Annotated in this window: 16 protein-coding genes; 6 read left to right on the top strand and 10 right to left on the bottom strand. The window is 70.3% G+C overall.

Annotation, left to right across the window (positions count from 1 at the left end):
• Positions 1 to 173 precede the first annotated feature (173 nt).
• The 5 genes from IE277_RS18015 to IE277_RS17995 all read right to left on the bottom strand — a co-directional run bounded on the left by IE277_RS18015 (position 174) and on the right by IE277_RS17995 (position 6,883).
• Complete coding sequence (locus tag IE277_RS18015; RefSeq protein ID WP_189953612.1) at positions 174 to 2,687, bottom strand: hypothetical protein; 2,514 nt, start codon at positions 2,685 to 2,687, stop codon at positions 174 to 176.
• A 159-nt stretch (positions 2,688 to 2,846) separates the two neighbouring features.
• Positions 2,847 to 3,263 (bottom strand): DUF6113 family protein, encoded by a 417-nt coding sequence (locus IE277_RS18010; protein ID WP_189953609.1) that lies wholly within the window; start codon positions 3,261 to 3,263, stop codon positions 2,847 to 2,849.
• Positions 3,260 to 4,120 (bottom strand): N-acetyl-1-D-myo-inositol-2-amino-2-deoxy-alpha-D-glucopyranoside deacetylase, encoded by an 861-nt coding sequence (gene mshB, locus IE277_RS18005; RefSeq protein WP_189953607.1) that lies wholly within the window; start codon positions 4,118 to 4,120, stop codon positions 3,260 to 3,262. The genes IE277_RS18010 and mshB overlap by 4 nt, the downstream gene beginning before the upstream one ends.
• Positions 4,121 to 4,179: 59 nt before the next feature.
• Positions 4,180 to 6,645 (bottom strand): MFS transporter, encoded by a 2,466-nt coding sequence (locus tag IE277_RS18000; RefSeq protein WP_189953605.1) that lies wholly within the window; start codon positions 6,643 to 6,645, stop codon positions 4,180 to 4,182.
• Between the two features lie 43 nt (positions 6,646 to 6,688).
• Positions 6,689 to 6,883, bottom strand: coding sequence for a hypothetical protein (locus tag IE277_RS17995; RefSeq protein WP_189953603.1), 195 nt, complete (start codon positions 6,881 to 6,883; stop codon positions 6,689 to 6,691).
• A 165-nt stretch (positions 6,884 to 7,048) separates the two neighbouring features.
• Here IE277_RS17995 and IE277_RS17990 point away from each other — a divergent pair, with 165 nt between their 5' ends.
• Entirely contained in the window at positions 7,049 to 9,187 is a 2,139-nt protein-coding gene (locus IE277_RS17990) for a S9 family peptidase (protein ID WP_189953601.1), read from the top strand.
• Positions 9,188 to 9,313: 126 nt separating this feature from the next.
• Here IE277_RS17990 and IE277_RS17985 read toward each other — a convergent pair whose 3' ends face one another.
• From IE277_RS17985 to IE277_RS17965, 5 genes are read right to left on the bottom strand one after another with little or no spacing between them, the layout of a single operon-like run.
• Positions 9,314 to 10,375 (bottom strand): ABC transporter ATP-binding protein, encoded by a 1,062-nt coding sequence (locus tag IE277_RS17985; RefSeq protein ID WP_189953599.1) that lies wholly within the window; start codon positions 10,373 to 10,375, stop codon positions 9,314 to 9,316.
• Complete coding sequence (locus IE277_RS17980; protein WP_189953597.1) at positions 10,359 to 11,342, bottom strand: ABC transporter ATP-binding protein; 984 nt, start codon at positions 11,340 to 11,342, stop codon at positions 10,359 to 10,361. The genes IE277_RS17985 and IE277_RS17980 overlap by 17 nt, the downstream gene beginning before the upstream one ends.
• A gap of 7 nt (positions 11,343 to 11,349) precedes the next feature.
• Complete coding sequence (locus IE277_RS17975) at positions 11,350 to 12,330, bottom strand: ABC transporter permease (RefSeq protein WP_189953595.1); 981 nt, start codon at positions 12,328 to 12,330, stop codon at positions 11,350 to 11,352.
• The gene (locus IE277_RS17970) at positions 12,323 to 13,243 is read right to left on the bottom strand and encodes an ABC transporter permease (protein WP_189953593.1); all 921 of its coding nucleotides are present in this window, start codon (positions 13,241 to 13,243) and stop codon (positions 12,323 to 12,325) included. The genes IE277_RS17975 and IE277_RS17970 overlap by 8 nt, the downstream gene beginning before the upstream one ends.
• A 5-nt stretch (positions 13,244 to 13,248) precedes the next feature.
• A complete protein-coding gene (locus tag IE277_RS17965) occupies positions 13,249 to 14,868 on the bottom strand; it encodes a peptide ABC transporter substrate-binding protein (RefSeq protein WP_189953591.1) in 1,620 nt (539 codons plus the stop codon).
• Positions 14,869 to 15,334: 466 nt separating this feature from the next.
• On the opposite strand from IE277_RS17965, the gene IE277_RS17960 reads away from it, so the two are divergent.
• From IE277_RS17960 to IE277_RS17940, 5 genes are all read left to right on the top strand, one after another.
• Positions 15,335 to 16,366, top strand: a complete 1,032-nt coding sequence (locus IE277_RS17960) for an ABC transporter permease (protein ID WP_189953589.1) — start codon at positions 15,335 to 15,337, stop codon at positions 16,364 to 16,366.
• Positions 16,367 to 16,442: 76 nt separating this feature from the next.
• Complete coding sequence (locus IE277_RS17955; RefSeq protein ID WP_189953587.1) at positions 16,443 to 18,224, top strand: ABC transporter substrate-binding protein; 1,782 nt, start codon at positions 16,443 to 16,445, stop codon at positions 18,222 to 18,224.
• 81 nt (positions 18,225 to 18,305) lie between these two features.
• Positions 18,306 to 19,286 (top strand): ABC transporter permease, encoded by a 981-nt coding sequence (locus IE277_RS17950; RefSeq protein ID WP_189953585.1) that lies wholly within the window; start codon positions 18,306 to 18,308, stop codon positions 19,284 to 19,286.
• An 11-nt stretch (positions 19,287 to 19,297) separates the two neighbouring features.
• Complete coding sequence (locus IE277_RS17945) at positions 19,298 to 20,323, top strand: ABC transporter ATP-binding protein (protein WP_189953583.1); 1,026 nt, start codon at positions 19,298 to 19,300, stop codon at positions 20,321 to 20,323.
• Positions 20,324 to 20,346: 23 nt separating this feature from the next.
• Positions 20,347 to 21,390: an ABC transporter ATP-binding protein gene (locus IE277_RS17940; protein ID WP_189953581.1), complete on the top strand. Its 1,044-nt coding sequence runs from the start codon at positions 20,347 to 20,349 to the stop codon at positions 21,388 to 21,390.
• The last annotated feature ends 116 nt before the right edge of the window (positions 21,391 to 21,506 follow it).

Below are 21,506 nucleotides of genomic sequence, written 5' to 3'. Positions count from 1 at the left end.
CATGCTGGCGGCAGGGACCCCTCGCGGGGCAGTGTCGGGGGTCCTCCGTGCCGGATGACAGATGTCATACGGATCGGGTGACGCGCAGGTGTCGTACGGATCGGGTGACGCGCATGACGAAGGGGACGCCCGCCGAACGGCGGACGCCCCCCTTCCTCCCTGCTACGGCCCGGCTAGGTCGGGTTGGTGTCGATGACCGCGACCCGGTTGGTCCTGCTGATCAGGGCCTGGCGGAGGGTGAGGTAGACCTCCTGCGGGGTGACCGGCGTCTTCTTGCCGTTGGCGCGGGTGATCAGGACGCCGTCGAAGGTGCCGCCGTAGAGCTGCTTCAGGGCGTTCAGGTCGGGCTTGTCGACCAGCTTGCCGTCCGCGGTGGGTACCACCCTGAGGAACTTCCAGAGCGATTTCTCCGGGCTCATCACCAGCGCGTGCCCGGCGCCCGCCGAGATGGTCACCTTGCCCGACATCGCCGGCTCCGCGAACGACTTCATCTCCTGGTCGACCGCCGCCTTCGACACCGTCGGCTGCTTGGTGGTCGTCGGGACGGTGACCGGGGTCGCCGTGTCCGTCTCCACCAGCTGCCGGTAGGCCTGTTCGACCGCCTCGGCGGACTGGCCCGCGTCGATCGCCTTGCCCGGCTTGCCGTAGACGGCGACGGCCTGGCCGGCCTTGAACGTGATACCGCCCTCGACGACCGAGCCGGAGCCGCCACCGGCCTGCTGGAGGGCTGCCTGCAGCTTCTCCTCGTCCACCGGCATGTCCGGTTCGATCACGCGCTTCTGCCCGAAGAGCGAGCCGATGACGTGGACCGGGTTGTAGTCGCTGGTCGCGGCCTTGCTCACGGTGGACTGGAAGTCGAACTGGAGACCGGCGTTCTGCGGGGTGAGGCTGACGGTCCGGCCGCCGACGGAGAGCTTCAGCGGCTTGTTCACCCGGGTGCCGAAGGCGTCGTCGAGCTTCTTGACGGCGTCGTCACGGGTGCCGCCGCCGATGTCCACGCCGAGGACGGTGGTGCCCTTGGGGACGTCGGTGTGGTTCATCAGCAGTCCGGCGCCGTAGGCACCGCCCGCGACGACGACCACGCCGACGCCGAGCAGCACCAGCTTGCTGCGGCCCTTCTTCTTCGGCTTGGTCTGCGCCTTGGGTGCGGCGGCCCGCTTCGGCTCGGCCGGGGACTGCGCGGCCGGTCCGTCGCCGGAGGCGCCGCCGAACGGGGAGCTGCCGACGCCGGGGACGACCGGGATGCCGCTGGTGACGGTGTGCCCGGAGACGTTGTCGGGGCGATAGCCGGGCGTGCCCGGTTCGGGGGCCGGCTTCTGCGGGGTGAGGATCGCGGTGTCGTCGCTGAGGCCGCCGCCGGGACCGAGTCCGGTGGGGCCGCCGCCGGGACCGACACCCGGACCGCCGAGGCCGCCCGGACCGCCGGGGCCGCCCGGACCGCCGGGGCCCGCGGTGCCGCCGAGGTCCGAGAGGGCGCCGCCCGGGGCCTGGGGCACCTGGCCGCCCGGCCCGGTGAGGCCGTCGTAGCCGCCCGTGCCGTGCGAGGCGCCCGGACCGGACAGGTCGGCGAAGGGATCCGCGGCCGACGGGACGAGGGGGCCGTCGCCGGTGACCGGGCCGGTGGTGGGGCCGGCCGGGCCCTGGGGGCCGCCGGGACCGCCGTGACCGTGCGGGCCGTTGAAGCCGCTGGGGCCGCCCGGTCCGCCGATGCCCGCCGTACCACCGAAGGTATCGGGGCCACCGGGGCCACCAGTGCCACCGGGGCCGCCAGTGCCGCCGGAGCCGCCCGCGCCGTTGCCGGGGAAGCCGCTCTGGCCGGTCGCGCCGGGGGCGCCCGTGCCGAAGCCGTCCTGGCCGGCGCTCTCCGAGAAGTACGGCAGGTCGTCGCGGCGTGCTTCGCCGCCGGCGGCGCCGGGGCGGGAGCCGCCGCCCAGCGGGCCCGCGGCGAGCGCCTCGGTGACGTCGAAGGAGCCGGTGCCGCCGCCGTGCCCGGGGGCGACGGGGCCGCCGGTGGCGCCGGGCAGGCCCTTGCCGTTCGTGCTGCCGGAGCGGGAGCCGCCCGGGACGCTCATGGAGCCGACCACACCGCCGGGACGGCCGCCGCCGGGGCGTGCGCCGGTGCCACCGGAAGCACCGGATGCTCCCGAACCACCCGTACGGGTGCCCGGTGCGCCGGAGGCGGGGGCAGAACCGCCCCGACCACCAGGAGCGCCCGAAGGACCCGAAGTGCCCGGAGTGCCCGAACCGCCGGACGCACCCGCCCCGTTCGTGGTGGCGCCGCCCGGACCGGCCTTGCCGCCGCCGGACTTGCGGGGCGCGAACCAGTCGCTGGTCTTCTCCCCGGCCTGGGCCGCGGGCTCGGCGGGCGCCTCGGGGGCCGCGCCGGCGATCCGGTCGGGCGCGGGTCGCGGCTCGGCGGCGGGCGCCTCGTCCCCGGCGCCGTCGGAGTCCCCGACGGGCTTGCGCACGACGACCGGCGGGATGGGCCGGGACCCGGGGATGTTGATCCGGATCCGGGTCGTCAGCGTGGTCTCGGTCTTCTTCTCCTCCGGCCGCGTGGCCGAACGGCCCGCGTCCGCGGCGTCGTCGGAAGCCATGGGGGTCCCGTACGGCGGCGTGCCGGAGGGGTATGCGGCTCCGCCGTGCCCGTTGGGCCCGGAGGACGGAGTGTCAGTTTCACGACTCAAGGCAGGTTCTCCCAGTTGGCTCCGCCGCCCGCTTCGACCTGAACTCTCGGGCGGCTCGGCGGCGCGCACCACCATACTGGCCACTTCTGGCGTGTATCCCAGGACCGCCGAGGAAACCCACACCGGACTCGCACGTGCGCCGCACGGCGAAGTGGTACGTCACTTGCCAAGTCGGGCGGGACCGCCGCGGGGTTGCCGCCCGGCGCCCAGGGTGGCACAGATCACAGCGAGAGCCATGCCGCCGAGCAGGAAGACATACGACGAGCCGCCCGCGGCGAACAGGAAGTCGCCTTCGGGGCGCGCTGCGGTGAGCAGGACGACGGCGACGATCCAGCCCGCCACCGGGGCGACCGCCCCGCCCCGGCCGCCGGTCGCGTACGCACCGCCGAGGAACAGCCCGGCCGCGCCCGCGAGGGCGAGCAGCAGCCCGCCGGGGAACCAGGCGGCCTGGACCAGGGTCCCGGCGAGGCCGACGACGCCGCCGAGCACGAACAGTCCGGCATAGGCGGCGGCCCGTGCGGCCGAGGGCCGTTGCACCGGCCGGGCGAGCAGCGAGCCCGGTCCCGTGTCGCTCATGAGGTCTCCTCGATGCCGAGGCCGGCGAACAGGTCGCTCTCCCCGGGCTCGGCCATGCCCCGCACCAACTCGTAGTACTCGGTGGTGAACAGCGGCTGGGCCAGCTCGTTGGAGAGCGCGAAGTACGGCTCGGCCACCTCGATCTGGGTGGTGTGGGCGCGCATCGCCGCGGCCTTGGCGGCGGCGTGGGCGGTGCCGTCGACGGCGGTGGTGATCCGCTCGTCGTCGACCACGCCCGGTACGTCGTCCAGTGTGGCCGCCTTGCCGAACGGCGATGCCGCCAGCTCGTCCTGGAGGCGGGCGAAGGCGGCCTCGGCGACGGAGCGCGGGACGCGGTTCCAGTAGACCTTGTCGATCCGGTGGCCGCGCTCGTCGGCCAGCTCGACGGCGCGCATGGCGACGCGGTGGGCCTGGATATGGTCCGGGTGGCCGTAGCCCCCCTGGTCGTCGTAGGTGACGAGGACCTGCGGGCGGACCTCCACGATCACCTCGGCGAGGCAGCCGGCGGCCTCGTCGACCTCGGCCTGCCAGAAGCAGCCCGGGTCCGCGTTGTCCGCGATGCCCATCATGCCCGAGTCCCCGTACCGCCCCGCGCCGCCGAGCAGCCGGGCGTCGCCCACCCCGAGCGCGCGCACGGCCTCGGCCAGTTCGCCGCGCCGCCGCAGGCCCAGTGCGGCGCCGGTCAGATGCCGCAGCTCGGGCGGGATGACCTCACCCCGCTCCCCGAGGGTGCAGGTGACCAGGGTCACCTGGGCGCCCTCGGCCGCGTACCGGGCCATGGTCGCGCCGTTGTTGATCGACTCGTCGTCCGGGTGCGCGTGCACCAGCAGCAGACGCCGGGCTGGCAGTTCCATCATGGGGACCACCCTACGAGGCGTACTCGCCGACGCGGCGCGGCAGGCCGCAGGCCGCCGTGTCAGACGGCCGTACGCGGGCGGGCGCCGAGCAGCGGCCAGGTGATGAGGGCCGTCAGCACAAGGACGGCGGCCACGCACAAGATGCTTCCGGGGTAGGTGAAGACGGGGAACAACGCGGCGCTGAGGACTCCGCCGAGGTGCTGGGTCGTGGTGAGGGCCGCCGCTGCCGCGCCGGTGTGCTGGGGCGCGATCGCGTCGGTCGCGAGGTCGTAGAGGGGCATGACGGCGGTGCCGATGCCGAGACCGGTGAGGAACAGGCCGAGCATGTCGGTCGAGTCACCTCCGCTGGACGCCAGGACGGTCAGCACCAGCAGGCCGAGACCCGTCGTCGTCAGGCCCGCCGCTGTCAGGACGCGGGGCGCGACGCGGTGCAGCAGACGTGCGGAGACCTGGGTGGCACCGAGCGCGAGGGCGCCGGAGAGCAGCAGGAGGGAATGGGCGACCTGGATCAGGGCGTAGTGGTGGAACTCCTGCAGGGTGAAGTTCAGGATCCCGAGGAAGGTGAAGGTGCCGACGCCGGACAGGAGCAGGGCGAGGTGGCAGCCGGCCCGGCCGCGGTCCCGGACGATGTACGGCGCGAGGAGCGGGCTCGGCGCCCTCGTCTGCCACCACAGGAAGGCCGCCAGCGCGAGGATGCCGCCCACGATCGGGCCCACGGTCAGGGGGGCGCTCCAGCCCTTCCCCTCGGCATGGGTCTGGCCGAGGCCGTAGACGAGCGCGGCGACCCCGGCGAGGCCGAGCAGCGCGCCGAGCGCGTCGAAGCGGGCGCCGGAGCGGGGGCCGCCGTCGTGCACCAGGGTGAGCGTGCCGACCAGGGCGATCGCGGCGAGCGGAACGGCCGCGCCCATGGCGACGCGCCAGTCCAGGTTCATCGACAGCGACAGGGTCGGCAGCATCGCGCAGGCCGTGCCGCCGACGGCGGCCGTGGTGTAGAGCCCGAAAGCCCTGCGGCGTTCCTTCGGCTCGGTGAAGCCGGTGCTCACCAGGGCGAGCGCGGACGGGGTGATCAGTGCGGCGCAGGCGCCCTGCAGGCCGCGGGCCAGGACGATCATGCCCGTGGCGTCGGCCGCGCTGCCGAGCAGGGCGGCCGACGCGAATCCGACCAGGCCGGCGGCCAGGGTCCGGCGCGGTCCGATCAGGTCCGCGAGATGCCCGCCGAGCAGCAGCAGACCGCCGAAGCAGAGGCTGTAGACGAGGGACGGTGTGAACGGGCCCTCGATCGCCAGGCCCAGTGCGTGGTGCAGGCCCAGTGCGCGGGTGATGAACGGCCAGAGCCCCAGGGCCGCTTCGAACAGGACCGTGAACTGCGCCAGCGCCAGCGCCGCGAGCCCCCACCAGCGCCCCGGACGCGGGCCGGCGGGGAACCCGGCTGCCGGGGTGCCGACGGTCGGTACGTACGCGGGCGGCGGGGGCGCCGGAACCGGCGTACGGAGCTGCGGAGCCGGTGCGGGGGGTTGCGGAGCCGGTGCGTGCGGCTGCGGCTGCGGCGGTGCGGTGCGGGCCCCGGCGAGTGCGGCGCGGGGGTCCGACGGGACGGCCGTCCCGGCCGCGGGCTCGTCGCGGGGCACGGGGGCGAAGTCCAGCAACCGGGCTGCGTGGCGGCCGAGTTGTGCCAGCACCGGGCTCGGCAGCCACTCCCCGCTCCGCTCCGCCTCCGTGCGCTCGGCCACCTGCTGCGGGGTGGGCCGCCGGGCCGGGTCCTTGTGCAGACAGGCACCGACGAGGCCGGCCAGCGACTCGGGTACGCCGGTCAGGTCCGCCTCGTCCTCGGCGATCCGGAAGAGGTGGGCGTTCAGGCCGGTCTCCGTGGCGCCGAAGAGCAGCCGCCCGGTGGCGGCGTAGACGAGGACGGCGCCGAGGCAGAACACATCGCTGGCGGGGGTGAGTTCCAGGCCGCGGACCTGTTCCGGCGACATGAAGCCCGGGGAGCCGATCAGCATGCCGGTGCGGGTGTGCAGACTGTCCCCGGAGAGGCTGTCCATCGCCCGCGCGATGCCGAAGTCGATGACACGGGGGCCGTCGACGGTGACGAGGACGTTGGACGGCTTGAGGTCACGGTGGATCAGGCCCGCCTCGTGCACGGCCCGCAGGGCGATCGCGAGCCGGTTGGCGAGGGAGTGGACCGAGTGCTCGGGCAACGGCCCGAAGTCCTCGGCGACCACGGAGTGCAGGTCGGGCCCGGGAATGTACTGCGTCGCCACCCAGGGAACGGCGGCGTCCGGGTCGGCGTCGAGCACGGCCGCCGTCCAGCTGCCGCCCACCCGCCGGGCCGCGGCCACTTCACGGGCGAACCGTCTGCGGAACTCGTGGTGCCCGGCGTAGTCGGCCTGGACGACCTTCACGGCCACGGTGCGTCCGCCCTCGTCGCGCCCCAGATAGACGAGGCCCATCCCGCCCTCGCCCAGCCGGGCGATCAGACGGTACGGGCCTATGCCGGTCGGGTCACCGGGGCGCAGTTGATCCACGGCTGGAAGATAGTGCAGCTATCCAACCGACCGCGAGGCTTTGTCAGAACTTGATGCTGCCGATCATGCTCGCGACGTTCGTCGTCAGCTGGCTGATCGTGGGGGCGATGGTCGAGGAGGCGAGATAGAAGCCGAGCAGGATGCAGATGACGGCGTGACCGCCCTTCAGCCCTGACTTCTTGATCAGCAGGAAAACGATGACCGCCAGCAGCACCACCGCCGAAATCGAGAGTGCCACGGCGGCTCACCTCCAAAGATCGCCAGATCCAGATCAGTTGGGCAAATCCATGCAGACGCCAGCAGGTTCATACCCACACAGCGGTAGTGATCATAACTATCCGTGCTCGCGCATCGCTCGGCGCACGGCCGCACAAGGGGGCGCATGGCCAATATGGTCGGGGGTATGACGACCGAGTCTGACTCCTTCCCCCGTCGGCACGCCAGGACCCAGCGATTCACGCTCGGCACGCCGCGTGCGTTCACCGTGGCGCCGGACGGTTCGCGTGTCGCGTTCCTGCGCTCCGCCTCCGGCAGCGACCGCACCAACTCCCTGTGGGTCATGGACCTTCCAGGGGGCGAGGAGCGCGTGGCGGCCGACCCGGACACCCTGCTCGGCGGCGCCTTCGAACGGCTCTCGGCCGAGGAGCGAGCGCGCCGGGAGCGCAGCCGAGAGGGCGGCGCCGGCATCGTCGGCTATGCCACCGACACAGCCCTGGAGTTGGCGTCTTTCGCCTTGTCAGGGCGGCTTTTCACGGCCGAGCTGCGCGCCGGTACGACACGTGAACTGCGGGTCCCGGGACCGGTGATCGACCCCCGCCCCTCCCCCGACGGCCGGCATGTCGCATATGTCGCGCGGGGCGCGCTGCGGGTGGTGGGCGCCGAGGGCGGGGACGACCGGGCGCTCGCCGAGCCGGAGCCCGCCGACGGGCCGGGGCAGATCACCTACGGCCTCGCGGAGTTCATCGCGGCCGAGGAGATGAAGCGGACGCGGGGCTTCTGGTGGGGGCCCGACGGCCGCCGGCTGCTCGTCGCACGCGTGGACGACACGCCGGTACGGCGCTGGTGGATCGCGGATCCTGCGCACCCGGAGCGTGATCCAGTTAACGTCGCCTACCCGGCGGCGGGCACTCCGAACGCGGACGTACGGCTGTTCGTGATCGGCCTCGACGGGGAGCGCACGGAGGTGGCGTGGGACCGGTCCCGCTATCCGTATCTGGCCCATGTGCACTGGTCAGCGGCGGGTGCGCCGCTGCTTCTGGTGCAGTCGCGGGACCAGCGCAGCCAGCTGTTCCTGGCGGTGGACCCGGACACGGGGGCCACCCGGATGGTGCACGCCGACGAAGATCCAAGTTGGCTGGAACTCTTCCCTGGAGTGCCCTGCTGGAGCCCCTCGGGGCAGCTTGTCCGCATCGTGGACGAGGGCGGTGCCCGGGTGCTGGCGGTCGGTGAACGGCCGTTGACCAGCAGCCAGTTGCATATCCGCGCGGTGCTGGACGTGGGCGCGGAGGACGTGCTGGTTTCCGCCTCCGCGGGGGAGGATGCCCCGGCGCCGGAGATCGGCGAAGTCCATGTGTACCGGGTGAACGAACTGGGCGTGGAGCGCGTGTCGCAGGAGCCGGGCGTGCACTCGGCCGTACGGGCCGGCGGAGTGACCGTGCTCGCCTCCGCGGCACCGGACCGGCCGGCCACCCGGGTCCAGGTGCTGCATGACGTAAAACAGGCGGTGACTGTCCGGTCGTACGCCGAAGATCCCGGTTTGTCCCCGCGGGTGACGTTCATCGAGGGGGGCGCACGCCGAATTCCGTGCGCTGTGCTTATGCCACGGGACTACCCCGGCGACACGCCCCTGCCCGTCCTCATGGATCCCTACGGCGGCCCGCACGGCCAGCGGGTGCTCGCCGCGCACAACGCCCATCTCACCTCACAGTGGTTCGCCGACCGGGGGTTCGCGGTGATCGTGGCCGACGGGCGGGGCACCCCGGGGCGCTCGCCGGCCTGGGAGAAGTCGATCCGGGACGAGGTGGCCGCCACCGTGCTCCAGGACCAGGTGGACGCGCTGCACGCGCTCGCCGGGGAGTTCCCGCTGGATCTGGACCGGGTGGCCGTGCGCGGCTGGTCCTTCGGCGGCTATCTGGCGGCGCTGGCGGTGCTCCGCCGCCCGGACGTCTTCCACGCGGCGGTCGTCGGCGCACCCGTCACCGATCTGCGGCTGTACGACACCCACTACCAGGAGCGCTATCTCGGTCTGCCGGACGAGCAGCCGGAGGTCTACCGCCGTAACTCGGTGATCGACGACGCCGGTCTGGTCGACCCGGCCGAGCCGCACCGCCCGATGATGATCATCCATGGGCTGGCGGACGACAATGTGGTCGTCGCCCACTCCCTGCGGCTGTCCTCCGCCCTGCTCGCCGCGGGCCGCCCGCACGAGGTGCTGCCGCTGTCCGGGGTGACGCACATGACGCCGCAGGAGACCGTCGCCGAGAACCTGCTGCGGCTGCAGCTGGACTTCCTGCGGCGCGCCCTGCCCCAGCAGGCCACATGACGTCAGACGGCCGTCAATTGCGTTAACACACAGGCAACTTCACGGACGCGGTACCGATATACGGACACGGGAGGCTGATCGGCGTACGGCCGTGCGGGTGCCGTGAACGGGCCGGGGTGCGTCATGTCATCCCGGCCCGTTGCCGTGCTCGCCCTCCGCCGGGACCACCTGCCGCTCCTCGGCGAAGTGGCAGGCCGAGTCATGGGCCGCCGGCCCGGACACGGCACGGAAGACATCCGGCACCGCGAGGGCCGGCACCTCCCGGACGCAGCGCTCCTGCGCCTTCCAGCAACGGGTGCGGAAGCGGCAGCCGGAGGGGATGTCCGTCGGGGACGGCACATCGCCGGTGAGGATGATCCGCTCGCGGTGGTCGCGGGCCTCGGGGTCCGGCACCGGGACCGCGGACAGCAGCGCCTGGGTATAGGGGTGCGTGGGATGGTCGTAGATCTCGGCGTCCCGGCCGGTCTCCACGATCCGCCCGAGGTACATGACGCCGACCCGGTCGGAGATGTGCCGGACGATGGACAGGTCGTGCGCGATGAAGACGTAGCTCAGGTCGAACTCCGACTGCAGCCGGTCCAGCAGGTTGATCACCTGGGCCTGGACGGAGACGTCCAGCGCGGACACCGGCTCGTCGGCGACGATCACCTCGGGGCGCAGGGCCAGCCCGCGGGCGATGCCGATGCGCTGGCGCTGGCCGCCGGAGAACTGGTGGGGATAGCGGCTGATGTACTCCGGGTTGAGGCCGACCACGTCCAGCAGCTCCTGGACCCGGCGACGCCGGTCGCCCTTGGGCGCGACCTCGGGGTGGATCTCGTACGGCTCCCCGACGATGTCACCGACCGTCATCCGGGGGTTGAGGGAGGTGTACGGGTCCTGGAAGACCATCTGGATGTTGCGGCGTACGGCCTTGAGGGCGCGGCCGGACAGCCGGGTGATGTCCTCGCCCTTGAACCGGATGACGCCGGCCGTCGGGCGCTCCAGATGGCAGAGCATCTTGGCGACCGTCGACTTGCCGCAGCCGGACTCGCCGACGATGCCGAGGGTCTCGCCCTTGTACAGGGTGAAGTCCACGCCGTCGACGGCCTTCACCGCGCCGATCTGTTTCTTGAACAGGATGCCCTGGGTCAGCGGGTAGTGCTTGACGAGCCCGTCGACCTCCAGGATCGGCTCAGTGGTCGCGGTCATGCAGGCACTCCCTCCAGAAGTGGCAGGCGCTGCCGCGCACATCGGAGACCTCCTGGAGCGCGGGTTCGTCGGTGCGGCAGACGTCCTGGGCCATCGGGCAGCGCGGGTGGAAGGAGCAGCCCGGCGGGATGTCCAGCAGATTCGGCGGCAGACCCTTGATGGCGTACAGCTCCTGGCCCTTCTGGTCCAGCCGCGGGATGGAGTCCAGCAGGCCGCGGGTGTAGGGGTGGGCGGGCGCCTTGTAGATGTCGCGCACGGGCGCCGACTCGACGATCTTCCCCGCGTACATCACCGCGATCCGGTCGGCCACGTCCGCCACGACGCCGAGGTCGTGGGTGATCAGGATCAGCCCCATCCGGTACTCGCGCTGCAACTCCGCGAGCAGATCCATGACCTGGGCCTGCACGGTGACGTCGAGGGCGGTGGTGGGCTCGTCGGCGATGACGAGCGCCGGCTCCAGGGCCAGCGCCATGGCGATCATGATGCGCTGGCGCATTCCGCCGGAGAACTGGTGGGGATAGTCCCGCACCCGCTGGGCGGCGGCCGGGATACGCACCCGCTCCATCAGCTCGACGGCCCTGGCCCGCGCGTCCTTCTTCGACATCCCGCGGTGCACGACGAACATCTCGCCCAGCTGGTCCCCCACGGAGAGGACCGGGTTGAGCGCCGACAGGGCGTCCTGGAAGATCATCGCCATCCCGGCGCCGCGGATCCTCCGCCGCTCCTCTTCCCTCAACTTCAGCAGATCCCGCCCCTGGAAGAAGATCTGTCCACCGGTGATCCGCCCCGGCGGCATGTCGAAGATCCCCATCACGGCCTGCGCGGTCACCGACTTGCCCGACCCCGACTCCCCGAGCACGGCGAGCGTCTCCCCCGCGTCCACGGCGTACGACACCCCGTTGACAGCATGCGCGACCCCGTCCCGGGTCCGGAACTCCACCTGCAGCTCCCGCACTTCGAGCAGCACGCCGCCCTCACCTCAACTTCGGGTCCAGGGCGTCGCGGACCGCGTCGCCGAGCATGATGAAGGCCAGGACCGTGACGGCCAGGGCGCCCGAGGGCCACAGGAGGGCGTGCGGGGCGTTGCGGACGTAGGGGGAGGCGGCGGAGATGTCGATGCCCCAGGAGACGCTGGGCGGTTTCAGGCCCACACCGAGGTACGACAGGGTCGCCTCCAGGGCGATGTACGTGCCCAGCGCGATGGTCGAGACGACGATCACCGGCGCCACGGCGTTCGGGGCGATATGGCGCAGCAGGATGCGGGAGTCGGAGGCGCCGAGAGCGCGGGCGGCCTGGACGTAGTCGTTCTGCTTGACGGTGATGACGGAGCCGCGCGCGATCCGGGAGACCTGCGGCCAGCCCAGCAGCACCATGAACCCGATGACCGGCCAGACCGTGTTGCTGGTGACCACGGACAGCAGGACCAGACCGCCGAGCAGGACCGGGATGGCGAAGAAGATGTCGGTGATCCGGGACAGGACCGAGTCCCAGACCCCGCCGAAATAGCCCGCCAGGGCCCCGAGCACCGACCCGGTGACGGCCACCCCGAGCGTCGCCAGCACACCGACCGTGACCGACGCACGGGCGCCGTACACCGTGCGCGTGTAGACGTTGCAGCCCTGGCCGTCGTAGCCGAAGGGCGCCCCGGGGCCCGCGCCGTCCTGGGCCCTGGCGAGGTCGCACTGCAGGGGGCTGCCGGAGGCGATCGCCGAGGGCCACAGGGAGATGAGGACCAGGAAGACGATGACCAGCGCGGAGAGCAGGAAGACCGGGTTGCGGCGCAGGTCCCGCCAGGCGTCCGACCAGAGGGAGCGGGGCTTGCCGGCGGGGCCCGTGCCCCGCGGCCCTGCGGGCGTGCGCTCCAGCGTCGCCGCCTCGCTCGCGCCCAGGTCCATCGTCGCGCCCATGCCGGTCCCGGCGATCGCCCCCTCGGGTTCGTGCGGCTGTTCAGGCATAGCGGATCCTCGGGTCGAGTACGGCGTACAGGAGGTCGACGAGGAGGTTGGCCACGAGGAAGACAAGGACGAGGACGGTCACGAAGCCCACGACCGTCTGGGTGTTCTGGCGCAGGATGCCCTGGTAGAGCTGGAAGCCGACGCCCCGGATGTTGAAGATCCGCTCGGTGACGATCGCGCCGCCCATCAGCGCGCCGATGTCGGCGCCGATGAACGTGACCACCGGGATCAGCGAGTTGCGCAGCAGATGACGGACGACGACCCGGTGCCGGGGCAGGCCCTTGGCGACGGCCGTACGGACGTAGTCGGACCGCTTGTTCTCCGCGATGGAGGTGCGGGTCAGCCGGGTGACATAGGCGAGGGAGACGGAGGCGAGGACCAGGCCCGGCACGATCAGCTCGTCAAAACCTCCGTAGCGGACCGACGGGCTGATCCACTGCCATTTGATGCCGAGCAGCAGCTGGAGCAGCAGACCCGTGACGAAGGTGGGCACCGAGATCACCACCAGGGTGCCCAGCAGCACCCCGGTGTCGACGGGCCGGCCACGCCTGAGGCCCGTCACCACGCCCAGCGTCACACCGATGACGATCTCGAAGAGGATGGCGACGATCGTGAGCCGGATCGTGACGGGGAACGCCGATCCCATCAGCTCGGTGACCTTCTGCCCGTTGAAGGCGGTGCCGAAGTCGCCGGTGAAGACGTTGCCCATGTAGGTCGCGTACTGCTGCCAGAGCGGCTTGTCCAAGCCGAACTCCCGCTTCAGCTGGGCGGCCGTCGCCAGGTCGCAGGCCCGCTCGCCGCACAGGCCCGCGATGGGGTCGCCCATCACGTTCACCATCAGGAAGATCAGCAGCGTCGACCCGATGAACACCGGGATCATCTGCAGCAGCCGCCGTGCGACATAGCGCGCCATGCCGCTCAGCCGACCTTGATCTCGTTGTAGACGGGCACGCTGAACGGGTTGAGCGCCACATGGGACAGCCGCGGGGCGTAGCCGGCGCTGCCGTTCTGGTACCAGAGCGGGATGGCGGCCATGTTGTCGCGGACGACCCCCTCGGCCTGCTGGAAGAGCCGGACGGCCGCGGCCCGGTCGGTCTCGGCGTTGGCCCGGTCCACGAGCCGGTCGAACCGCTTGTCGGACCACAGGCCGTCGTTGGAGGAGGCGCCCGTGTAGTACAGCGGCTGCAGGAAGTTCTGGATCAACGGGTAGTCCATCTGCCAGCCGGCCCGGTAGGGGCCGGTCATCTTGTGCCCCGTGGTCTGGTTGCGGAAGTCGGCGAAGGTGCCGATCGGGTTGCCGACGCAGGCCGTGTCCTTGCCGAGGGCGTTGTTGATGGAGTTGCACACGGCGTCCACCCACTGCTTGTGGGAGCCCGTGTCCGCGTTGTAGGTGATCTTCAGCCGGCCGCCGGGGAGCCCGCCGCCCTCCTGGATCAGCTTCCTGGCCTGTGCGGGGTCGTAGTCGCAGGCATGGCCGCACAGCCCGTCCTGGAAGCCGCCGGCCGTGCCGAGGACCGGGGAGGTCCAGTCGCTGGCCGGGGTGCGGGTGCGCCGGAAGATGGTCTCGGTGATCTGCTTGCGGTCGATCGCCATGGACAGGCCGGTGCGGACCTTCCGCGCCCCGGCGGTGTTCCACTTCGGGTCGTAGTACGGGAAGGCCAGGGTCTGCAGGATGCCGGCCGGGGTGTTGATGTAGCGGCCGTCCAGGTCGGTGCCGACGTTCTTCAGCTGGGCGGCGGGCACGTCGTCGACCAGGTCGAGGTTGCCGGCCAGCACATCGGTGTAGGCGGTGTTGCTCTCGGTGTACACCAGCAGGGTCACCCCGGCGTTCCGCGCCGGGTCGGGGCCGGGATAGCCGTCCCACTTCTTCAGGGACATGGCGGAGCCCTTGGCGTACGACTCGATCCGGTAGGGCCCGTTGCCGACGGGCTTGCTCAGCCAGGCCGCGTGGTCGGTGAAGAAGACGCGCGGGAGGGGTGCGTAGGCCGCGTAGCCGAGGGTGTCGGGGAAGCTGGAGAACTTCTGGTTGAGCCGGACGGTGAAGGTCCGCGGACCCGTGACCCGGAGTCCGGACAGGGTGTCGGCGCTCTGCGGGCCGCTGTCGGGGTGGACCTTGTCGTAGCCCTCGATGTAGCCGAAGAAGTACGCGTTCTTCTGGTTGTTGCGCAGTCCGGCCCCGTAGTTCCAGGCGTCCACGAAGGATCTGGCGGTGACGGGCTCCCCGTCGCTGAAGCGCCAGCCGGCCTTGACGGTGACGGTGAAGTTCCGCGAGTCCGGGGTGTCGATGCGCTCGGCGAGCATGTTCTGGGCCTTGCCCGTCCTCGGGTCGTACTTCTTCAGGCCCCGGAAGATCATGTCGAGGACCTTGCCGCCCTGCACGTCGTTGGTGTTGGCCGGCTCCAGCGGGTTCTGCGGGTCGCCCCAGGAGGAGGTCAGCACCCCGGCGCCGCCGAAGCCGGCGCCGCTCCCGCAGGCGGTGGCGAGCAGCCCCGTGGCGATCACACAGGCGGCCCATCGGACGTGCGTGATGCCCCGCATGTCTGCCTCCTCCGCGATCACCGAGCCGATACCGGCCAATATCGACTCATGCATCGCATATCGCATGCCCGCCGCCGGATTGAACGGCCTTTAGGGGGACACGTCATCCGAATGCAGTCAGCCCGCCGAGCCCACTCGGACGATCTTCGGCGTGGCGCGCAACAGATCTCCGCGCAACGATGCTGAAACGTTGGATTGCGACGTGCCGATGTACGCATTTCGGCACACCACCGTCCGCATATCGAACCCATTGACCGATTAGCCCGATTGGCCCGATGTGAAGCACGGATTGATTACAGCGTGCTACCCGCGTAGCTACGATATGTTCAAGCACGAGTAAAGAAGGTAAAGAGGCAACCAAGGGGACCGAGAATTTATTGACCTTGAATGAATTGCGTTGAAAAAGTCCGGCGTAGCCCGTAGGGGGACGCCCTGCGGAGCCTTGACCCACAAGGCACGGAGCATCATGACCACCCCCGCATCCCCTTCCCCGGCCGCCGCACTCGAGGTGACCGACGAAGACAGCGCCGCCTCGGCGACGCCCGGCACCCCCAAGGGCACCGAGAGCCGCTCTCCGGGACGGCTGGCCTGGACCCGCTTCAAGCGGGACCGGGCGGGCGTCATATCCGCCTTCGTGGTGATCTTCTTCTTCGTCGTGGGCATCGGCGCGCCGCTGATCGCCAAGGTGTACGGCAAGGACCCGTACACCACGTACGGCATGAACACCCCCGGCCTGTTCAACCAGTTCAACTACCCGATCAAGCCCAACGGCGGCATCAGCTCCGACTTCTGGTTCGGCATCGAGCCGCAGCTCGGGCGGGACGTCTTCACCTTCCTGCTCTACGGCATCCGTAACTCGCTGCTGATCGCGACCGTCGCCGCCCTGCTGACGACCCTGCTCGGTGTCGTCCTCGGCGTCACCGCCGGCTACCTGGGCGGCAAGACGGACTACTTCGTCGGCCGCGTGATCGACATCCTGCTGGCGTTCCCGCAGACGCTGTTCTTCATCGCCTTCTGGCCGGTGGTCATCGCGATCTTCGTCGCGCCGACGGACAGCACCCCCGTGTGGCTCACCGTCACCAGCCTGATCCTCGTGATGACGGCCTTCGGCTGGGCCTCCATCGCGCGTCTGCTGCGCGGCGAGGTACTCGCCCTGCGCGAGCGCGAGTTCGTCGAGGCGGCCAAGGTCACCGGTGCCTCCCCGGCCCGGATCATCTTCAAGGAACTGCTGCCCAACCTGTGGACCCCGATCCTCATCCAGGCAACGCTCCTCCTCCCCACCTACGTCACCACGGAAGCGGCTCTCGCCTTCCTCGGCGTCGGCCTCTCGGACCCCACTCCCGACTGGGGCGTGATGATCCAGAACGGCGCCAAGGTCTACCAGGACGACATCACCTTCATGCTCTTCCCGGGCCTGGCCATGGTGATCTTCGTCGTCGCCTTCAACCTGCTCGGCGACTCGGTCCGCGACGCCCTGGACCCGAAGACCAAGCGCTGAGTTCCGAGTCCGGCCGGGCGACGGGGCCCGGCCGGGCTCACAGCACCTCTTGTCCTCCACTACGAACGGGTCAGCCATGTCTCTCTCCCGCAGAAACTTTGTCATCGCCACCTCTGTCGCGGCCGCGGGCTCGACGCTCCTGTCCGCGTGCAGCAGCGGCGGCGGGGGCGGCGGCAACACCCCGACCGACGGTGCCACCTCCTACACGGGCGCCAAGGTCACCATCGGCACCAAGGCCGACTCGACCGGCCCGGCCCCGGAGATCCCCGGTGCGAAGAAGGGCGGCACGATCTACGGCCTGTCGCCGCAGGACTTCTCCCACCTGGACCCGCAGCGCATCTACTACGCGTACAACTCCACGGCCGCGCTGCTGCTGCACCGCTGCCTGACCGGCTACAAGACCGACTCCGCGGGTCACCAGACGCTGGTCGGCGACCTCGCCACCGACACCGGCACCGCCTCCAAGGACAACAAGACCTGGACCTTCACGCTGAAGGAGGGTCTGAAGTGGGAGGACGGCAGCGAGCTGACCGTCGAGGACGTGCGCCACGGCATCGAGCGCCTGTGGGCCCCGTTCATCACCGAGTCCGCCACCTACGTCCAGCTGGCGCTGACCGGCAAGGGCGCCAAGTGGCGTGACGCCTACGAGGGTCCCTACAAGGGCAAGCACCTCGACTCGATCGTCACCGACAAGGCGAAGCGCACGATCACCTTCCACCTGGCCGAGCCCAAGCCGGACTTCAACTTCACGCTGGGGATGCACTCGTACGCCGCCACCTCGCCGAAGCTGGACACCAAGGAGAAGTACGACAAGCTGCCGGCCGCCTGCGGTCCGTACAAGATCAAGGCCCACACGACCGACAAGTCGATGGTCCTGATCCGCAACAAGAACTGGGACCCGGCGACCGACTCGATCCGCAACGCCTACCCGGACAGCTTCGAGTTCACCTTCGGCATCAACATCCTCGACTCCACCGACCGCTTCATCGCGGACCAGGGCAACGACCAGTACGCGGTGTCGATCTACAAGGAAGTCCCGGCCGAGCGCATCCAGAAGGTGCTCACCGACCCGCAGCTGAAGGCGCGCAGCTTCAACGGCCTCCTCACCGGCCTGTACTACTACGCGATCAACACCAAGCGCGTCACCGACCTGAAGGTCCGCCAGGCCCTGAACTACGCCTGGCCGCTGCAGCAGATCCGGCAGATCTACGGCGGCCCCACCGCGGGTGAGATCGCGACCTCGATCATGAGCCCGGACCTCATCGGGTACGAGAAGTACGACCTCTACGGCAAGAACACCAAGCCGCAGGGCGACCCGGAGAAGTCCAAGGCGCTCCTGAAGGAGGCCGGCAAGCTGGGCACGAAGGTCGTCTACGCCTTCCCGAACGACCCGACCTACATGAAGACCAAGGTCGTCATCGAGAACGCGCTGAAGGCGGCCGGGTTCACGCCGGTCATGAAGCCGGTCGACCAGACCACGTACTACGACCAGATCCAGCAGATCAACAACAGCTACGACGTGATGTGGTTCGGCTGGTCCCCGGACTGGCCGACCGCCTTCACCGTGATCCAGCCGCTGTTCGACGGCGCGGTCATCGGCAACGGCTTGAACAACATCTCGCAGACGAACATCAGCTGGATCAACGAGGGGATCAAGAAGAACGCGGTGATCCCCGACCAGAAGGAGGCCGGCAAGGCCTGGTCCGCGCTGGACAAGCGGATCATGCAGGAGGTCGCGCCGATCATCCCCGAGACCTTCCAGCGCCGTTACTACCTGCACGGTTCCAAGGTCGGCGGCGCCCAGATGGACCCGCAGTTCGCCTCGACCCTGCTGTACAAGACCTTCGTGAAGGCCTGACGTACGACCCCGGCGGGGCGGCCACGACGCCGCCCCGCCGTCTGACCCCCTACGGCATCCCGTCAGGAAAACCCAACTGCCATGCTCCGCTTCCTCATCCGCCGGACCCTCGGCGCCGCTGTGATCCTGCTGATCATCAGCGCCCTGGTGTTCGTCCTGTTCTACGCCGCTCCGCGCGACCCCGCCCGCATCGCGTGCGGCAAGGTCTGCACCCCTGAGACCCTGGCCCTGGTGAAGAAGAACCTGGGGATCGACCACTCGCTCCCCGTGCAGTACTGGGACTGGCTCAAGGGCCTGTTCGTGGGGCGTGACTACACCTCCTTCGGGCACTGCGACGCGCCGTGCCTCGGCTACTCGTTCCAGAACCGCGAGCCGGTCCTTGCCACCATCGAGGACCGCTTCCCGACCACGCTCTCGCTGGCCCTCGGCAGCTCCGTGGTCTTCCTGATCTTCGGTGTCGGCACGGGCATGCTGGCCGCGGTGAAGCAGGGCAAGGCTCTCGACAAGATCGCCAGCTCGGCCTCGCTGATCGCGTCCTCGATGCAGATCTTCGTCATCGGTGTCCTCGCCACGTACCTCTTCGTGGACCAGTTGCACCTGCTGGACCGTGCCAACTACACGCCGTTCACCGAGGATCCGGGCAAGTGGTTCACCGGTCTGCTGGTGCCGTGGCTGGTGCTGTCGCTGATCTTCACCGCCAACTACACGCGTATGACGCGCTCCCAGATGGTCGAGTCGCTGAGCGAGGACTTTGTCCGGACGGCGCGTGCCAAGGGACTCTCCCGCCGGACGGTGTTCTTCCGCTTCGCCTGGCGCGGCGCGATGGGCCCGATCATCACCATTTTCGGCCTCGACCTCGGCCAGCTGCTCGGCGGCGCGATCATCACCGAGTACACCTTCAGCCTCCAGGGCATCGGCGCGCTCTCGGTGAAGGCGGTCAGCACCAACGACCTCCCGGTGCTGCTCGGTGTCGTCCTGGTCGCCGCGGCCGCGATCGTCATCTTCAACATCATCGTCGACGCCGTGTACGCCCTCGTCGACCCGCGCGTGCGCCTCGCATAAGGAGAGAGACCATGAGCACCCCCTTCCTCTCCCTGCGCGACCTGAAGGTCCACTTCTCCACCGAGGACGGCGTCGTCAAGGCCGTCGACGGGCTGTCGTTCGACCTGGAGAAGGGCAAGACCCTCGGCATCGTCGGCGAGTCCGGCTCCGGCAAGTCCGTCACCAACATGGCGATCCTGGGCCTGCACGACCCGCGGAACACCACGATGGACGGCGAGATCCTGCTCGACGGCAAGGAGCTGATCCACGCCTCCGAGTCCGAGCTGGAGAAGCTGCGCGGCAACAAGATGTCCATGATCTTCCAGGACGCGCTGGCCTCGCTCTCGCCGTACCACACGATCGGCGCACAGATCGCCGAGACGTACCGCAAGCACACCGGCGTCTCCAAGAAGGAGGCGCGGGCCCGCGCGATCGAGATGCTGCGCCGCGTCGGCATCCCGCAGCCCGACATCCGCGTGGACGACTATCCGCACCAGTTCTCCGGCGGTATGCGCCAGCGCGCGATGATCGCCATGGCGCTGGTCTGCGACCCCGAGCTGCTGATCGCCGACGAGCCGACCACGGCCCTCGACGTGACGGTCCAGGCCCAGATCATGGACCTCCTGAAGGACCTCCAGCAGGAGTTCGGCACCGCCATCATCTTCATCACCCACGACCTCGGTGTCATCGCCGACATCGCGGACGACGTGCTGGTGATGTACGGCGGCCGGTGCGTGGAGCGCGGCACCAAGAAGCAGGTGCTGAGCGCCCCGGACCACCCCTACACGCTGGGCCTGCTGAACTCGATGCCGAGTCTGGACGGCGCGGTCGACGTGCCGCTCTCCCCCATTCCCGGCTCCCCGCCCTCGCTGCTCAACCCGCCGTCCGGCTGCCGCTTCCACCCGCGCTGCGGGTTCACCGAGAAGGTCACGGGCGGTCTGTGCTCGACCGAGCGCCCGGCGCTGGAGGTGGCCGAGGGCCGCGGCTCCGCCTGCCACCTCACCGCCGACCAGAAGCGGGACCTCTTCGCCGACTTCGCCGCAACCCGGCACAACTGACGGACCCCAGAGGACTTCACACCATGAGCAACACGAACCCCCTCCTGGACGTCTCCGGGCTCACCAAACACTTCCCGATCAAGGGCGGCTTCCCCATCCGCCGTACGGTCGGCGCGGTGCAGGCGGTCGACGGCCTGGACTTCCAGGTGGCCGAGGGCGAGAGCCTCGGCCTGGTCGGCGAGTCCGGCTGCGGCAAGTCGACCACGGGCCGGCTGATCACCCGTCTGCTGGAGCCGACCGGCGGCAAGATCACCTACCGCGGGCAGGACATCACGCACGCGGGCCGCAAGGGTCTGGCGCCGATCCGCTCCGAGATCCAGATGATCTTCCAGGACCCGTACGCCTCGCTGAACCCGCGGCAGACGGTCGGCAAGATCATCTCCGGCCCGATGGAGATCAACGACATCAACCCGGAGGGCGGCCGCGAGAAGCGCGTCCGTGAACTCCTGGAGATCGTCGGCCTCAACCCGGAGCACTTCAACCGCTTCCCGCACGAGTTCTCCGGCGGCCAGCGCCAGCGCATCGGCGTGGCCCGTGCGCTCGCCCTGGAACCGAAACTGATCGTCGCCGACGAACCGGTCTCGGCCCTGGACGTCTCGATCCAGGCCCAGGTGGTGAACCTCCTCCAGAAGGTCCAGCGGGAACTGGGGATCGCGTTCGTCTTCATCGCCCACGACCTGGCGATCGTCCGCCACTTCTCGCAGCGCGTCGCGGTCATGTACCTCGGCAAGATCGTCGAGATCGCCGACCGCGAGGACCTGTACGGCAACCCCCGCCACCCCTACACCCGGGCTCTGCTCTCCGCCGTGCCCGAGGCGACGGTGGACGCGGAGCCGCGCGAGCGGATCCGTCTGGCCGGCGACGTCCCGTCCCCGATCAACCCGCCCACCGGCTGCCGCTTCCGCACCCGCTGCTGGAAGGCGACGGAGAAGTGCGCGACGGAGGCACCGACGCTGGTGCAGGTCGAGGGCAACAAGCCCGGCCACCTCACGGCATGCCACTACCCCGAGACGGCGGACACGGTCCCGGCCCCCCGCCTCGCCAAGGACCCCGAGGCAGCGGCCTGACACACCCCTTTCCGTCAGCCGCCCCTCGCGGAACGGACTGTCACCGGCCTATTGACCCGAGCCCCTGATCGTCCGCTTCCAGGGAACGAAGGCCCGCGTCTTCCCTGACGCGGGCC

Origin of the sequence: Streptomyces alanosinicus, assembly GCF_014650595.1 — a bacterium.
GTDB classification, from domain to species: Bacteria; Actinomycetota; Actinomycetes; order Streptomycetales; family Streptomycetaceae; genus Streptomyces; species Streptomyces alanosinicus.
The sequence above is the reverse complement of the archived record's forward strand: the minus strand, read 5'-3'. Positions and strand labels throughout refer to the sequence as shown.

Excerpts from the sequence above, each read along its gene's own strand:
- IE277_RS17990 (WP_189953601.1), top strand. The coding sequence starts at position 7,049 with ATGACGACCGAGTCTGACTCCTTCCCCCGTCGGCACGCCAGGACCCAG.
- IE277_RS17970 (WP_189953593.1), bottom strand. The coding sequence starts at position 13,243 with ATGGCGCGCTATGTCGCACGGCGGCTGCTGCAGATGATCCCGGTGTTC.
- IE277_RS17965 (WP_189953591.1), bottom strand. The coding sequence starts at position 14,868 with ATGCGGGGCATCACGCACGTCCGATGGGCCGCCTGTGTGATCGCCACG.
- mshB (WP_189953607.1), bottom strand. The coding sequence starts at position 4,120 with ATGATGGAACTGCCAGCCCGGCGTCTGCTGCTGGTGCACGCGCACCCG.
- IE277_RS17955 (WP_189953587.1), top strand. The coding sequence starts at position 16,443 with ATGTCTCTCTCCCGCAGAAACTTTGTCATCGCCACCTCTGTCGCGGCC.
- IE277_RS17985 (WP_189953599.1), bottom strand. The coding sequence starts at position 10,375 with ATGACCGCGACCACTGAGCCGATCCTGGAGGTCGACGGGCTCGTCAAG.
- IE277_RS17940 (WP_189953581.1), top strand. The coding sequence starts at position 20,347 with ATGAGCAACACGAACCCCCTCCTGGACGTCTCCGGGCTCACCAAACAC.
- IE277_RS17945 (WP_189953583.1), top strand. The coding sequence starts at position 19,298 with ATGAGCACCCCCTTCCTCTCCCTGCGCGACCTGAAGGTCCACTTCTCC.
- IE277_RS17975 (WP_189953595.1), bottom strand. The coding sequence starts at position 12,330 with ATGCCTGAACAGCCGCACGAACCCGAGGGGGCGATCGCCGGGACCGGC.
- IE277_RS18010 (WP_189953609.1), bottom strand. The coding sequence starts at position 3,263 with ATGAGCGACACGGGACCGGGCTCGCTGCTCGCCCGGCCGGTGCAACGG.
- IE277_RS17960 (WP_189953589.1), top strand. The coding sequence starts at position 15,335 with ATGACCACCCCCGCATCCCCTTCCCCGGCCGCCGCACTCGAGGTGACC.
- IE277_RS17950 (WP_189953585.1), top strand. The coding sequence starts at position 18,306 with ATGCTCCGCTTCCTCATCCGCCGGACCCTCGGCGCCGCTGTGATCCTG.